At 48.1% G+C, this 14,596-nt stretch carries 14 protein-coding genes and 1 riboswitch; of the genes, 11 read left to right on the forward strand and 3 right to left on the reverse strand.

Features of this window, described 5'->3' with window-relative positions; all coding sequences use genetic code 11:
* From AC14M5_RS13035 to AC14M5_RS13070, 8 genes are all read left to right on the forward strand, one after another.
* Positions 1-348: hypothetical protein (locus AC14M5_RS13035; RefSeq protein WP_484030107.1), on the forward strand; the 348-nt coding region annotated here is incomplete at its 5' end.
* A gap of 245 nt (positions 349-593) precedes the next feature.
* Entirely contained in the window at positions 594-848 is a 255-nt protein-coding gene (locus tag AC14M5_RS13040; RefSeq protein WP_484030108.1) for an AbrB/MazE/SpoVT family DNA-binding domain-containing protein, read from the forward strand.
* Positions 824-1,276, forward strand: a complete 453-nt coding sequence (locus AC14M5_RS13045; RefSeq protein ID WP_484030109.1) for a type II toxin-antitoxin system VapC family toxin — start codon at positions 824-826, stop codon at positions 1,274-1,276. Before AC14M5_RS13040 ends, AC14M5_RS13045 begins: the two co-directional genes overlap by 25 nt.
* 71 nt (positions 1,277-1,347) lie before the next feature.
* A complete protein-coding gene (locus AC14M5_RS13050; protein ID WP_484030110.1) occupies positions 1,348-1,722 on the forward strand; it encodes a HEPN domain-containing protein in 375 nt (124 codons plus the stop codon).
* A 7-nt stretch (positions 1,723-1,729) separates the two neighbouring features.
* The gene (locus AC14M5_RS13055) at positions 1,730-1,984 is read left to right on the forward strand and encodes a BrnA antitoxin family protein (RefSeq protein WP_484030111.1); all 255 of its coding nucleotides are present in this window, start codon (positions 1,730-1,732) and stop codon (positions 1,982-1,984) included.
* 350 nt (positions 1,985-2,334) lie between these two features.
* Entirely contained in the window at positions 2,335-3,609 is a 1,275-nt protein-coding gene (locus AC14M5_RS13060; RefSeq protein ID WP_484030112.1) for a homoserine dehydrogenase, read from the forward strand.
* Between the two features lie 31 nt (positions 3,610-3,640).
* Positions 3,641-4,798 (forward strand): glycosyltransferase, encoded by a 1,158-nt coding sequence (locus AC14M5_RS13065; RefSeq protein WP_484030113.1) that lies wholly within the window; start codon positions 3,641-3,643, stop codon positions 4,796-4,798.
* Position 4,799: 1 nt separating this feature from the next.
* Positions 4,800-5,564 carry a hypothetical protein gene (locus AC14M5_RS13070; RefSeq protein WP_484030114.1) on the forward strand — a complete coding sequence of 255 codons (765 nt, stop codon included), beginning with the start codon at positions 4,800-4,802 and terminating at the stop codon, positions 5,562-5,564.
* 84 nt (positions 5,565-5,648) lie between these two features.
* On the opposite strand, the gene AC14M5_RS13075 is transcribed toward AC14M5_RS13070, so the two are convergent.
* Positions 5,649-6,071, reverse strand: a complete 423-nt coding sequence (locus AC14M5_RS13075; RefSeq protein WP_484030115.1) for a DUF3592 domain-containing protein — start codon at positions 6,069-6,071, stop codon at positions 5,649-5,651.
* A gap of 389 nt (positions 6,072-6,460) precedes the next feature.
* On the opposite strand from AC14M5_RS13075, the gene AC14M5_RS13080 reads away from it, so the two are divergent.
* Both AC14M5_RS13080 and AC14M5_RS13085 read left to right on the forward strand, forming a co-directional pair.
* The gene (locus tag AC14M5_RS13080) at positions 6,461-9,211 is read left to right on the forward strand and encodes a S8 family serine peptidase (RefSeq protein ID WP_484030116.1); all 2,751 of its coding nucleotides are present in this window, start codon (positions 6,461-6,463) and stop codon (positions 9,209-9,211) included.
* Positions 9,212-9,400: 189 nt separating this feature from the next.
* The gene (locus AC14M5_RS13085) at positions 9,401-10,102 is read left to right on the forward strand and encodes a carbonic anhydrase (protein WP_484030117.1); all 702 of its coding nucleotides are present in this window, start codon (positions 9,401-9,403) and stop codon (positions 10,100-10,102) included.
* A 97-nt stretch (positions 10,103-10,199) separates the two neighbouring features.
* On the opposite strand, the gene AC14M5_RS13090 is transcribed toward AC14M5_RS13085, so the two are convergent.
* On the reverse strand, positions 10,200-11,606 hold the full coding sequence (locus tag AC14M5_RS13090) for an LVIVD repeat-containing protein (protein ID WP_484030118.1): 1,407 nt from the start codon (positions 11,604-11,606) through the stop codon (positions 10,200-10,202).
* Between the two features lie 267 nt (positions 11,607-11,873).
* Entirely contained in the window at positions 11,874-13,565 is a 1,692-nt protein-coding gene (locus AC14M5_RS13095; RefSeq protein WP_484030119.1) for a right-handed parallel beta-helix repeat-containing protein, read from the reverse strand.
* Between the two features lie 61 nt (positions 13,566-13,626).
* A riboswitch (cyclic di-GMP riboswitch) is annotated at positions 13,627-13,721 on the reverse strand.
* A 445-nt stretch (positions 13,722-14,166) separates the two neighbouring features.
* On the opposite strand from AC14M5_RS13095, the gene AC14M5_RS13100 reads away from it, so the two are divergent.
* Positions 14,167-14,574, forward strand: a complete 408-nt coding sequence (locus AC14M5_RS13100; RefSeq protein ID WP_484030120.1) for a hypothetical protein — start codon at positions 14,167-14,169, stop codon at positions 14,572-14,574.
* The last annotated feature ends 22 nt before the right edge of the window (positions 14,575-14,596 follow it).

Here is a 14,596-nt window from a genome sequence, read left to right on the forward strand (position 1 = left end):
CTGGGAAAGTATATATCCTTAAGCGATGAAGTAATAAGAATGTCAATGATTCATGATAGATTGTCTAAGGAACTTTTGCTTGAAAAGAATTATCTCCTCTGTAAGTTGAAGTCATTAGAGGAGCTTAAAACATTAGAGACGATTGGTAAGCAACAACCAAAAGACTTGGGTGGTTTTTGGGGCGAATTAGTAGATTACAGGTTAGATATTCTTAAAGAGCATATTTCTATTGCGTCTGGCTGGTTCGCGCAATACTTGGCATTGCGGAATATTGCCGTTACTTATATGCTTGCAGTGATAGCTGGAATTGCAGCAATTGTTGGTATTTTGCTGACTCTATTGAAGTAATTAGTATATGGCTAACGGAAAATGCCCTCTTCAAATGGAGATGGCATTTTGTTTCTGTGCAGGGCCCCTCCGCCCTCCCGTAAGAGCCTCGGGACGATGTATCGGGCGCCTCCCCCAAATCCGACAACGAAACACAGGCCATTTTAGAGAAAGTTTTTATTGTCGTATTTGGGGGAGGACGGGTGGGGGCTGGGTTGTGGTACAATGCTTAGCAAATTGGTAGTTTTGCCTAGCCAGGAGATTTTATGACTACAACCACTGTCAAAGTCAGTTCGAAGTATCAGATCGCAGTTCCGCAAATAGCACGCAAGAAATTGAATATCAAACAGGGAGATCGTCTGCTTGTGGATGTACAGGACGGTGTGATCGTTTTGATTCCACAACCCAAAAGATACACCGATTATTTGCAAGGTCTGCATGGTGAAATTTGGAAGGGTGTTGATATTCAAAAATATCTCAACGGGGAGCGTGATGCATGGACGAATTCAGCAAGCGATTAGCAAAAGCAAAAGTCATTGGGCTGGATACTCCCATCTTTATTTACTTTCTTGAGAACAACGAACGGTATGGTCCGCTTGCTCAGTTGACCATCAATGGCATTGAAAAGGGAAAATGGCAAGGAGTTACTTCCACGATCACTTTGATGGAAATCACTGTCCGCCCATGGCAGTTGGGGCGCGAGTCGGCGGCGCGAGAGTATGAAGCAATTCTGGTGCATTTCCCAAATTTGTCCGTTGTTGATGTTGATCGGAATGTTGCTCGTGCGGCGGCTCAGTTGCGCGCCAAATACAATGTCTCTCCGCCAGATGCGTTACAAGTCGCTGCAAGCCTTTCCTTTGGCGCAAAAGCATTTTTGACAAATGATAAGAGATTGTCCAGGTTGCAAGAGTTAATCGATGTCCTTGTGTTGGACGATTTTCTGGAGTGAGAATTAGGAACGAAAACTCCCGTATTCACGAGTCCGTTGCATTCAGATTGAAAAGAAGTTAAGATAACCATATGCGAAACCAAATTTCTGCCTGGATGAATAAAGCACGAGAAAGCCAAGATGCGTCCGATCTTTTGAAAGGCGGTCATTCCAGTATCGCCGCATCTCAGGCGTTCTATACAATGTTCTATATTGCCAAGGCTTTGCTGCTTTCGAAAGATTTGGATTTTTCGCGAGAGAATCGTGTCATTACGGCATTTGGAAAAGAAGTCAAGAAACTGGATATGTTAAGCAACGACTTCCATAAGAATTTAGTTGCCGCTCGCGCTATTCGAGATCGCAATGATTTTGAATTGGATTCCAATGTTGATGAACAAGATGCCCGTCAAATGATTAAACAATCACATGAATTTTACGAAGCCGCGCAAGCACATCTAATAAAATAAGATTACTTTGAAAAAAGAATATAACTTTAACAAAGGCAAACGCGGGGCGGTAGTCCCTACAGCGAAGGGAAAAACCCGCATCACGATCCGCATTGATGACGACATTCTGGAATGGTTCCGTGACCAGGTCGATGCGGAAGGTGGCGGCAGTTACCAGACATTAATCAATGATGCTTTGCGCGAGCATATTACCAGTCAACAAGAGCCGATTGAAGTAGTTCTTCGGCGGGTGGTTCGCGAAGAACTGTCAGCTGCAAAATAATCTTTGAAAAAAACTTCGAAATTACGTTTCGGAGTTTTTTTATTTTTTGAGGCAGGAAATATCATGCTGATAAACCGCCTGCGATGATAGGGTGACATCACTCTGATTGAGATAATTTCTGGCAGGCACCCTCCGTCCTTTGGACATCTCCCCTTATGTCAGCACCCTGTGGGCAAATCCGACAACGCAGGCCTACAATTTTCATAAAAAGTTTCAATGTCATATTTGGGGTTAGAGGGTGGGGACAAAAAGGTAAAATAAGAATATGAACCAAAAAGTTCTACATTCATAAAGATGCTCTCAACAACAAATAGCTTGCACAGTTTGATGGCATTCGGAGTTAAACCCACATGACTGATCTGCTTTCCCGATTACAAGCTTTACCAAAAAAAATCAGGGTTGGGGTGATTGGGGTGGGTAATATTGGCAGGGGAATTGTCTATCAGACCAGTATCACGCTGGGCATGGAATGTGTTGCGATTGCCGATATTCACCTTGAACGTGCGACTGCCTGGGCTAATCATCTGGGGCGTGAGTACGTGGTAGTGGAGAACCTGGCAGATATGCAGGCCGCGATCCAAAAAGGGGAACTGGCAGTATGCAGCGATGGCATCCTGGTAGCTCAATGTGAACTGATGGATGTGCTGGTGGATTCCACCAGCTCCATTGCTGGTGGGGTACAGTTTGCTCTGGCTGCCATTGCGCATCACAAGCACGTGGTGATGATGAATTCGGAGGCTGATCTGATCTTTGGCCCCTATCTGCTGGCACAAGCCCGGCGGGAAGGCGTTGTTTATACCAGCGCGGATGGCGACCAGCACACAGTTCTTAAACGCCTTATCAATGAAATTGAGCTTTGGGGTTTTCAAACAGTTTTAGCGGGAAATATGAAGGGCTATCTGGATCGTTACAGCAACCCAACCGCCATCGTTCCCGAAGCTGACAAACGCTCCCTGGATTATAAAATGTGTACCTCATACACCGACGGAACAAAGCTGTGCATTGAGATGGCATTAATAGCAAATTCCATCGGTGGGCGAACTGTGGTTCCCGGTATGCAGGGCCCGCGGGTCAGGGATATTTATAACGTATTTGAGTATTTTGACTTTCGCACCATGTGGGATGGGAAAACTCCGCTGGTAGATTATGTGCTGGGGGCATACCCACCGGGTGGTGTCTTTGTGATCGGGTTCAACGATCATCCACACCAGATGGAGACGATTCGTTCCTATCTCCCCGCTCGAATGGGACCGGGTCCCTTCTATATTTTTCATCGCCCATACCATCTCGGTCACATCGAGGTGATGGCCTGTATCGCAGAAGCCTTTCTGGATGGTTGGGCAGTTTTACAGCCGACTTATGGATTTATGACAAATGTATATGCCTACGCCAAAAAAGACCTGCATCAGGGGGATTCTTTGGATGGTGTGGGCGGATATACAACCTATGGATTGATCGAGAACTGCGCCGATAACCTGCTTCATTCCGGGCTGCCCATCTGCCTGGCTGAAGATGTGAGCTTGCGTATCGATATTCGGAAGGATGAAAAGATTTTTCTCGAAGATGTGGTTTATGAGCCTTCCGATCTCAGGTTTAAAACCTTCCAGTTGGCATCAAAACCTTGAACTGAGTAAGTACGAAGCTTTTGGATAAGGAATGGATAGCAGAGTGAGAAAAGTCTCCATTTATATGTCGTCTTATAATTATGCAAAATATTTACGTGAAGCCATTGATAGTGTCCTCGATCAATCCTTTTTGGATTACGAACTCTTTATTGAAGATGACGCGTCAACCGATGAATCCTGGTCGATCATCCAAAGTTATTCTGACCCGCACATAAGTTCTTTTAGAAATATTAAGAACCAAAACGATAAGGAGGGAATGAGAAAAGTAATCCTTGAGATGGCAACCGGAGAATATATAGCCATCCACCATTCCGACAATATCTGGGAACCCCAAAAACTGCAAAAACAGGTGGACTATTTAGATGCGCATCCTGATATTGGAGCGGTATTCACTCATGCGCAAATCATTGACGAAAATGGCGAAGCATTCAAGGACAAGTCGAATCTTTATTACAAAATATTCGATCAACCTAATCGGAACCGGCATGAATGGCTAAATTTCTTTTTTTATCATGGGAATGCGTTATGTCACCCCAGCATCCTGATCCGCAAAAGATGTTATGACGAGTGCGGCTTCTATCGGAAGGGACTTGCACAAATCCCCGATTTTGACATGTGGGTACGCTTATGCTTGAAATATGAGATTCATGTCATCCCTGAAAAGCTGGTCCGCTACCGGGTTCTATCCGATGAAAGCTACACGAGCGGCAATCGCCCAAAGGCACACATTCGGTGGCAATTTGAATATCTTCAAGTTTTGGATAACTACCTGAAGATACTCACCTATCAGGAATTGGTGAAGATATTTCCAACTGCCCAGAAATATTATCGTAAAGAAGGCTGTGATATTGGCTATGTCCTGGGAATGGTCGCACTTGAAGCTGAACATCACAAAGTTATTCATAATTTATTTGGTTTAAAACTATTATTCGACGCGATCAATGATCCCGATAGGGCGGGCAGGATAAATGATCTCTATAATTTCCGCCACAAAGATTTTATCGCGCTGACAGCTAATTATGATGTATTTTCAACAGAAATTACCAATAGTAGAAAATGGAAAATCGCTTTATTATTAGACCGTATTGGTGATGTAATTGCTCCACAAACAAGTCTTCGTTACCGGATGTTGAATAGTTTATATAAGCATATTGTTTTTCTAATTAAGATGATGCGACCAGGTAGATAACATGAAACTTCTTCGCGGCGTAACGTTAATCGGTGGTTTGGTCCTTCTGCTCTTTGCATTCGGGTTCATCTTTCGGCTGCCCTTTGCCACTGCCATCTGGCCCTGGGAAGATGGACGCTACTCCTACATATTCGTCGGCTCTATCCTCACCGCCATCAGCGCCGCCGCACTCTGGGTCGGCTGGACGGGGGAACTGGGCGCACTGCCCGCAGGTTCGCTCAACGTTTTCGTCATTGCGCTCACCACTTCCGTTTACTTTTTCCAACTTGCATCAAAGGGACGCGCGGGTATGACTCTCTTTGGTGTATTCGCTGCTCTCACAGCCATCACCAGTCTCACCGCATTTTTTGGGAGTTTGAGAATCCCGCTCAAAGAGACACGTTCCATACCCAGGCCTGTCAAAGTCTCTTTTGGGATATTCATCGCTTCTCTCCTCCTTTCGGGCGGGGCGCTGATCCTACAAGCTCCAATCTTCCCCTGGGCCCTGAACCCCGATACATCCGTCGTCTTTGGCTGTATCTTCCTCGGCGACGCCTTCTACTTCCTCTACGGCATGTTCCGACCCAACTGGCATAATGCCCTCGGTCAACTACTCAGTTTCCTCGCCTACGACCTTGTGCTCATTATCCCTTTTATGAGTTTGCTTAACACCGTGGAACCTGATCGTTTCATCAATCTTATCGTCTACACAGCAGTACTCATCTACAGCAGCGGGCTGGCAGTGTACTACCTGTTCATCAATCCGCAAACGCGCTTTGGTAGTTGAGGTAGGGGAAAATCATCTTCTTCTTTACACCGCAATGGTGACGGACACGAGCCCAGGCAAGTAAATACGCTCTCGTTGTCAGGGCTAGAAAGATGAAAAGCCAGTTACATAAACAGCAAGGAAAGCAACTGCCAGACAGCAGGCGATGAGTCCCATGCCGCCCAGGATGAGCGGAGTAAGCCAGAGACTCATCGCAGAATCAACTTCGGCCTTTTGTGGGTCTGCGGGGTCATATCTCACATTGACCACATCCCCAACTTTGTCACTTGCAGGGTTCGACCCAAACTCGGAGGTAAACCTGAACGTTTCCCCGGATGGAATTGTAAATTCAACCACCGGGCATAAAATGTAGCCGCGTCGGCTGGGTATTTGAGCCAACTCCACTACGGTGCCAGTCGTCGGAATCCGACTCTCCATTTTGCGCTGCTGGCTGAAATAAGCCCAACCTGCGCCACCAAGTAATGCAAATGCTGAAATACCAAAACACAAAACCATAAGCACAAACATATTGACCTCCAATCCAAAAGGTAGAACACATCCCTTTCTATAATGATGCGAAACCAGATTATAAGATGAAGTCCATTTTAATTGCGGGCGTGAACGATATACTTGACCCAACCGGCAATAGTAATCTATAAGGCGGAACGAATTAGGCCATAAAAACCATTGACATAACTAAAGAAAAGAATAAAATTCATCAAATTTCCTGATCCCACAAACTTTAACAATTTTACAAAGTATCGCATAATTTACTAAACTAGGGTTGTGATATTTACTCACAATTTCCACCAAAAAGTTTACTTATTTATGAGACAAGCGATATGATAACCCTGTGCTCAACGTTGACCGGTGTAGGTCAGCGTTTTCAAATATCACCACTTAGAGGAGAGGTGCGTATGAATAAAGCAAGCAGGTATTTTGTTTCCGCCATTGTCATCCTGATCCTGTTATCAGGCTTATTGGCTATGGCACCGGCGCAGGGTCAATTTGCTGCGGCCAGTCAGAAATATTTTGTTGTTCAGTTTGCAGGGCCCATTCAAGAGGCCTGGAAGGATCAGGTCACTGCGGAGGGCGCGGAGGTTCTGGATTACATGCCAGACTTCGCGTTCAAAGTCCGCATGAATCCTTCCATTGCCAATCGTGTTGGGCAAATGAGTTTCGTCAGCGGGGTTACTCCCTTCCAGTCGGAATTCAAGTTCGGCACTGATTTGAAGCGGGATAGTGAAACGAATGTTTATCTCATCCGCATCGAAAGAGGGTCAGATTTCGGCCTTGTTCGTTCACTCGTCGCGCGGACCGGGGCAGAAATCCTCAGCTTCGACGGAGACTTGATGGTGGTAGCAGCAAGCGGCGCGTTGGTTGATGCGCTCGCTGATGTCGACGACGTTGCCTCCATCAACAACTACTATCTCAATGAACTGCACAGCACATCGAATCTCCCTGCGCTTAACGATGCAGGCGGCGGCATCATCGGTGCGGGTGTCGCAAATTCGCGCGGCTATGATGGCTCCAGTCAGATCACAGCCGTTTCGGATACTGGCATCGGTGGCGGCACGACTACAACCGCACATGCAGATATTCCATCCGGCCGCGTTGTTGCCATTTTCAACTGGCCCGGTGCCGCAGGCGGATGTTTCCAAACTGTAACCAATGACGGCTCCATTGACGTGGATTCTGGTCATGGCACTCACACAGCCAGCTCCATCTTGAGCGCTGGTGAGCCAGGCGGTCAGGGCCGTGGCATCGCCCCTGCCGCAAGTTTGGTCTTCCAGTCCACGGAAAACTGGGCAACTGTTACGAACTTTTGTCAGTTGTTTGGCGGCTATCCACCAAATGGCTATTTCCTCACAGGCTTACCCGCTGATTTGAAGACCATGTATCAGCAGGCATATGATGCCGGCGCGAGAATCCACTCCAACTCCTGGGGTGCTGCCGTCGCTGGTGATTACACGGTTGATAGCGTCAACACAGACTCATTCGTGTGGACCAACCGCGACATGGTCATTACCTTCTCCGCAGGCAACGAAGGCACCGATGCGAACGGGGATGGCGTAGTTGATAATGATTCGACTGGCGCGCCTGGCACATCGAAGAACGTCATTACCGTGGGCGCAAGTGAGAACGTGCGTCCTGATAACTGGCCTTGCGATACAAGCCTTACTTATACATCTCATGATGCGTATCAAACTGGCCAGACCTGCAATAGCATGGGCGGCAATCAGGCCAATTACCTGGGCACTTGGGGACAGCGCTATCCCGCTGACTTCCCTGCCAGCCCTCTCACCAATGATGTGACCGCAGGCAACACTCAGCAAATGGCTTCATGGTCCAGCCGTGGCCCAACAGATGACAACCGTATGAAGCCCGATGTTGTGGCTCCCGGCACATGGATTTTGTCCGGGTACTCCAGCCTTTATCAAGAAGGCTATGGCGATCCTGTGAATCCACAGAATGGTGTCTATCAATGGGATGGATGGGGCACACCATTCAACGGCGAATATAAGTACATGGGCGGCACATCTATGTCTAACCCGCTCGCGGCTGGTGGTGCAACGGTTATAAAGGATTACTACAACAAAGCCTATAGCCTCAACGCCAGCGCAGCCCTGGTGAAAGCCACCATGATCAACTCCGCGGTGGATCTGCTGGATGAGAACAACGATGGCGTAAACGATAACGACTTCCCCATTCCGAACAGTCATGAAGGCTGGGGCCTGGTCAATCTCGATGGCGCCACCGATGGAACCATTCAATACGTGGATGAAGGCACTGGTCTCGCCACCGGCGGCTCCCAAGCCTTTAACGTGACCTCAACCGGCGGTCCGCTTAAAGTGACAGTGGTTTGGTCAGACTACCCGTCAACTGATACTGCTTCGATCAACCTGGTCAATGACCTTGACCTCACCGTCACTGGTGGAAGCAACACCTACCGCGGCAACGTTTTCTCCGGCGGTTGGAGCACAACCGGTGGTTCCGCAGACCGCCGCAACAATGTTGAGAATGTGTATGTTCAAGCCCCTGCCGGCACCTACACTGTCACTGTCAGCGGATTCAACGTTCCGAATGGTCCGCAGAAGTTTGCCTTGGTAGTGGATGGCGGCACGATTAATGTAGCGCCTCCGCCTACCAGCACCGGGTTCCTATCACCCACCGCTCAGGCCGCTGTCACATCCAGCGCCGGCGACAACAATGGTTATGAATCCAACCCAGCCAACGCCTTTGCCAATGACGCATCCCTGGCAGTTGACCTGAACAGCGGTTCGAACAAAAACACATCCTGCACGAACACCGGCAAGGATAAGCACCTGTTCTATGACTATGGCTTCAATATTCCTTCGGGAACTGTGCAAGGCATCGAAGTACGCCTTGATGCACGTGCAGACTCCGCCAGCGGCGCGCCCAAGATATGCATTCAAATTTCCTGGAACGGCGGCACATCCTGGACCGCGGCTAAGAACACCTCAACCCTCTCCACCACAGAAGCCACCTACATTCTGGGTGGGGCTGCGGATATTTGGGGACACACCTGGTCGCTAGGCGAATTTTCCAATACCAACTTCCGCATACGAGTAATCGATGTTGCAAGTAACAACTCACGCGATTTCTATCTCGACTACATCGCAGTGAACGTCACCTATCAGCCATAAGTATTGAAGCTGGTAAATTTCAAGAAAAGATGGGCGCCATTCGGTGCCCATCTTTTTAATTTCCACCGTTGTTATTTTATATTGGTTAGGCTTTCGATTCGCAGGCTTGAGTCGGCTGTTGCACCTATTCCAGAATAACAGTAATATACAGGTGCTGTTGTAACAACCCAACTTTATAGGAGAGTTCCCATGACCAAGCTTTATAAGTTATCACGCCGTGATTTTCTAAAGGTATCGAGTCTCGCCGCTGTAGGAATGACATTGGCCGCTTGTGCCCCAGCACAGACGAGCGTCGAAGCGCCAGTCACTAATGCGGATGAAGCCCTGCAAAGATTGCTCGAGGGGAATCAGCGATATGCTGATAACAAGTCCATAGATTTAAACGAATCGCAAAGCCGACGTGTTGAAGTGTCCAATGGGCAGAGTCCGTTTGCCATGATCTTCAGTTGCGTCGATTCACGCGTCCCACCTGAACTGGTATTTGATCGGGGACTAGGTGATCTATTCGTCATCCGCACTGCTGGCCACGTTCTTGATAATGCTGTGCTTGGCAGCCTGGAGTATGGAATAGCCGAGTTAAAAATTCCGCTCCTGATGGTGCTGGGACACGAAAAATGCGGCGCGGTCAAAGCCACGGTGGAAGCCGTGGAAAATAATGCTACTGCCGAAGCAGATATCAATTGGCTGGTGAATGGGATTCGTCCTGCCGTGGAAGCGGCTAAAGATCAGCCTGGCGATTTGCTCGACAATGCCGTGAAAGTCAATGTCTCACTAACTGTTCAACATCTGAAAGAATCGCCCATCCTCTCGGAAGCGCTTGAAAAAGGAGAACTTAAAATCGTGGGAGCGCGTTACGATTTAGATACAGGCATCGTGGAGGTCGTCGAGTAGCGCGCGAAGAATTAATTGCAGAAAATAGCTATTGATAAAACTCCGAAGTCGTGACTTCGGAGTTTCTGTTTGCCTTGCTAAAAAATTTATGTTTGTACTATTGATCCATGCGGCGCAAGATCCACAGACCCGAGTTCATATCGCTGGCATAAATGAGGCCTGTCGCTTCATCGTAAGCCACGCCCCAGACCTGCGGCGCATTAGATAACACACCACGCTGTGATGGTTTCACCGGGTTGTTGGCCGAGGGCGGAACAAAGTAAGCCACCTCTACAATCGCGCTTGGGTTGCTTGCATCCACCACCCGAATCCCATCCGTATACCAAGCCATATAGATATCAGTACCAACCACCAGCGCGTTATGAAGCGAATAATCGCCTGCGGCCTGGGTATTCGTCCCAATCGAGTTCGGCGTTCGATACTCTCCGATCTGTACAGGTGCCGCGAGGTTGGAATAATCATAGACGCGCAGATAACCCTGTCCCTTTTCAATACCTGGGCCCGATGCCTTGCAGAAATCTTCGTCCGCGCTGAACAATAGTTGGCGGACATCATCATATGAAGCAGAGTGCGCATCGCCATCCGCATTCGCTGGATACACAGTTCGGCCTTTGAAAACGGGCTGGGCTGGATTCGTCAAATCCAGAGCGATGAAGCCGCTGTCCCAATAGGATACGAAGACGAGCTTGCCATCATCAGATGGCTCCGCCCCATGCCCATAATTGGGATCGGCATCACATCCCTGCCCCGCGTAGAACGGGCCGCCAATCTCCTGAATTCCCCAGTCTGATGTCTGCACCGGATTGGCAGGATCAGTGATGTCAATCAAACGGAAATCGCCATCGCCATTCCGGTCACGGTAGCCGCTGGGAGTACTTGCATCGGGGTAACGGCTTGTCGGCACAGTTGCATAAGCGAAGGTGTGGCGCAAGTCTGTACGATGTTGGATCTCGAACTCGTGAACGCCGCGCGTGCAGCAACCCGTGTTGAGATAACCGATCTGGATTGGCGCCGCAGGATTGGTAACATCCCAAAGCATCAAACCGCGATCTGCGTTTGTGTCATAGCGAGAGTCACCGCAGTATTGGATTCCGCCAACGGCGATGTCATGCCCTTTCGAGCGCCCATACTGAGCAGTGTATACGACTACGTCTTCAATGGAAGTATTAGGTGGATTCTGGAGCCGCCCCACCACCTGCGGATTTGCCGGGTTGCGGGCATCCACGATGACAACGCTTGTACTCGAACCCTGTGGACAGAAGCGATCTTTCGACCCTGAGGCCCAGTCGCCAAATCCCCATTGGCCAACGTAAGCATAGCCTTTGTGCACCCAAACATCGGCATTGAAGCCTCGCCCACCGAGATCATTGTGGCCAACGACCACCATGTTGAAGGCCTGCCCGACATTGGAGCCGCCACTATCTGCCCGTACTGCCCCTGAAGACAACAGGATGACCACAGCGATTACGCTCAACAACAATCGAATGTTATGTATACGGTTCATCACGTTTCCTTTCATACCGATAAAAATTGGAGATTCAAAACCCAAGTTGTCCTGATTATTATCATTATAGGGATTTCATAGCAAGATTCAATACCTTTTGCAGAAATTTAGTTTGATCGGAGATGCCCAAAGAGGAAGCTGTATTGCATTGATGAAGCACAAAAATCTGAATTTTTATCAGCTCAATTATGTTTAAAAACAAACTCACCCGCGAAAGATTAATTTCGGGGTGAGTCATGGACTACATTGGTGTTACAGCACAAGCTTTTAACGAATGATTACTGCGTCAATCGATCCGTTGGTGCCACCGGATGTGTTTGAAGTGACGAAAACCAGTTTAAGTGTATGGCTGCCTAGTGTTAGCTGACCAGGATAATCCCACCGCATCTGGAAGGTGGACGAAGAGGCCTTCTGGTCAATCGTTCCGACCAGCACATCGTCTACATAAACATCCATTTTCCTAAAGGCGGTACCGCCCTTATAGATTACGCTGAAAGATTGTCCGGTAAAGGCAAAAGTTGCATAGGCACCGTTCTGCGATGTTTGCTTAAAGGAGCGGTTATAAGCCTGCCTCTTGCTCACATTGTCCCAACCAGCGGAGTAGAGAAAGCCGCCATCCATGTCGTCATAGGTGGTTTCCAAGGCTGAAGGGTTGGTCGCAATCATCGTTGCTGTTGGCGGCACCAAGGTCGGCGCAACGGTAGGTGACGATGGTATGGGCGATGCGGTTGGGGTGGTTGTTGGCAATATGACCGACTGGGTGGGTGTGGGTGATGCTGGGACAGGAGTTGCAGTATTAATGGCCACAGCGGTTGAGGTTGGTGTAAAGCTTGGGACCAGGATTGTACTGGTGGGCGCCGGCATGCTCGTTGACGTAGGCGCGACACTGCCAATTGTGTTCCCAACCAGCGTAACGCCTGCAGGTTCGTAAACATAGATCGAGTTGAATATCGTATTGTACGAAACCAATACGTTCTGATTTGGTGTGGTTTGCAGGGAAATGGATCGTATCTGTCCGCTTGGCACGTTATTATTGGTGATGGTTACATTCGTCAGGGTGCCACCCGTATTGCTTGCATAAGCGGAAACTCCGGACCGGCATTCAATGATCGTATTACCCGATATTAGAATATCATGCAATTGAGCTCCCCAGCCTGTATAGAGCTCTTCACCCAATGCTATTCCATGGGCCCTTTTTCCGTCACGCAGATGCGTGCCCGTACAGTAGGACAGGTTGTTCTGCACATTTACGAACGGGGAGTTGTCAACGTAAATATTAACCCCGAAATTATCGTAAACCGTATTGTTTTCCACCTGGGCAACCACCCCGCGTGTGACAGCTATTCCTTCTCCACAATTGTCATAAACCGTGTTGTTTCGAATGGTTGTGTTTTCTCCTCCGGCCTTGACCTTGAGCGCGCTTCCCCACGTAGTCGATAGGCCGCATGTCCCCACCCCATTTTTAGTGACATTATCATGCACGAGGTTGTTTTCAACAATCACGTACTTGCCCGTAACGAGGATTCCGAAGTCAGTGGCTCCAATGGCTTCAAATCCCGAAACATTAATATAGCTGCCGCTCACCACGATTCCATTTGCCTTCACACCCTGCATATTCAGGATGGCTCCATTCCCAATAACGGTAATGGGCGAAGTTGCAGTACCTGAAGTTGAAAGGGTCAATGTTTCGCCATAGATCCCAGGCATTACCTGCAATGTATCGCCAGCGGCCAGGACTGAAACGGCTTTTGCAAACGTCTTGAAGGGCGAGGTAGCTGACCCTGAATTCGTATCACTGCCGCTGGTACTAACGTAATAAATATTGGAACTCAACATTCCGCTTTGAGATCCCGATATCCTAGCACTAGGTAAGTCTGAAGCCAGCGCATTGTAATAGCCCCCTAGCGCAAGGGTCAGTGCTACCATCAAACTCATTAATCGATATGCCTTCTTTTTCACTTATTTCTCCTTACAAAAAATAAAACTGCCTGGCGCATACCAGGCAATTTTCCCGGAATACGTCGGTAGCCTGGCAATCATCGTAGCGGACGAACCACTACCTTTAGACCCGTGGCTTTGCGTCCCCGGCTTTCGCCGGGTTTGCTTTTTTCGAACATATTGATTGAATTTTTTCACAACAGCGAAGTTCTATATTGCGTCGCCAAGATTATCATGACCCCTCTGGAATAGACTTATTATGAGTTAAGAATCCCTAAACATTTTTGGAAACATTACATATAAGTAATAAATCATCTCAAATTTATTACTATTTACATTAATACAACCGGGATTGCGGAGCATATTTTCTTGGTCTTTGCATTTGTGCAAATTCCTTATTACTTCTTATTACCCACATATCTCTTAGAATCTATTAATAAGTAACTCATCAAAGATAATTCAATGCAATTGCTGGACGATGACCGCGAACGTTAAAGGCCCAGCATTTGTGAGTAGTGAACAATTCGCATACTATAAACAGGATCAAGTTGCAATTCAGATCTGAAATAAGTATACTTAAATTGGGCCGAGGATGCCCGTTGAAACAAGATTTGGAGGTTTCATGGAAAAGAAAATCGGCTTGTGGATTGACCACAAAAAAGCAGTGATCGTGAAAATTGAAGGAAAGAAAGAAGAGGTGCTGCAGATCGAATCGAAGGTGGAAAAACGTGTGCGCGCCAAGGGCAGAGGAGTGCGTGGGAGGGCGGCCCACACCGCGCTGTTTGTTGCAGAAGAACCCCAGAACGACAGGCGCTATCAGGAACATCTCAACAAGTATTATGAACAAGTCATTTCGGCGATCGGAGAGGCAGATTCGCTGCTGGTGATCGGCGCTGGAGAAGCAAAGCATGAATTTGAAAAAAGGCTTGCACACAATGGCAATCACGTTAAGGAAGTCCATGTCGAAACCGCAGACAAGATGACCGAGCGCCAGATAGCGGCAAAAGTACGAAAGTATTTTGAAAAGTAAAACTACAATTGATGGCATTTGA

The sequence above is a fragment of the Candidatus Villigracilis sp. genome, from assembly GCF_057083605.1.

Excerpts from the sequence above, each read along its gene's own strand:
- AC14M5_RS13085 (WP_484030117.1), top strand. The coding sequence starts at position 9,401 with ATGACCAAGCTTTATAAGTTATCACGCCGTGATTTTCTAAAGGTATCG.
- AC14M5_RS13065 (WP_484030113.1), top strand. The coding sequence starts at position 3,641 with ATGGATAGCAGAGTGAGAAAAGTCTCCATTTATATGTCGTCTTATAAT.
- AC14M5_RS13045 (WP_484030109.1), top strand. The coding sequence starts at position 824 with ATGGACGAATTCAGCAAGCGATTAGCAAAAGCAAAAGTCATTGGGCTG.
- AC14M5_RS13080 (WP_484030116.1), top strand. The coding sequence starts at position 6,461 with ATGAATAAAGCAAGCAGGTATTTTGTTTCCGCCATTGTCATCCTGATC.
- AC14M5_RS13070 (WP_484030114.1), top strand. The coding sequence starts at position 4,800 with ATGAAACTTCTTCGCGGCGTAACGTTAATCGGTGGTTTGGTCCTTCTG.
- AC14M5_RS13060 (WP_484030112.1), top strand. The coding sequence starts at position 2,335 with ATGACTGATCTGCTTTCCCGATTACAAGCTTTACCAAAAAAAATCAGG.
- AC14M5_RS13040 (WP_484030108.1), top strand. The coding sequence starts at position 594 with ATGACTACAACCACTGTCAAAGTCAGTTCGAAGTATCAGATCGCAGTT.
- AC14M5_RS13100 (WP_484030120.1), top strand. The coding sequence starts at position 14,167 with ATGGAAAAGAAAATCGGCTTGTGGATTGACCACAAAAAAGCAGTGATC.
- AC14M5_RS13075 (WP_484030115.1), bottom strand. The coding sequence starts at position 6,071 with ATGTTTGTGCTTATGGTTTTGTGTTTTGGTATTTCAGCATTTGCATTA.
- AC14M5_RS13090 (WP_484030118.1), bottom strand. The coding sequence starts at position 11,606 with ATGAACCGTATACATAACATTCGATTGTTGTTGAGCGTAATCGCTGTG.
- AC14M5_RS13050 (WP_484030110.1), top strand. The coding sequence starts at position 1,348 with ATGCGAAACCAAATTTCTGCCTGGATGAATAAAGCACGAGAAAGCCAA.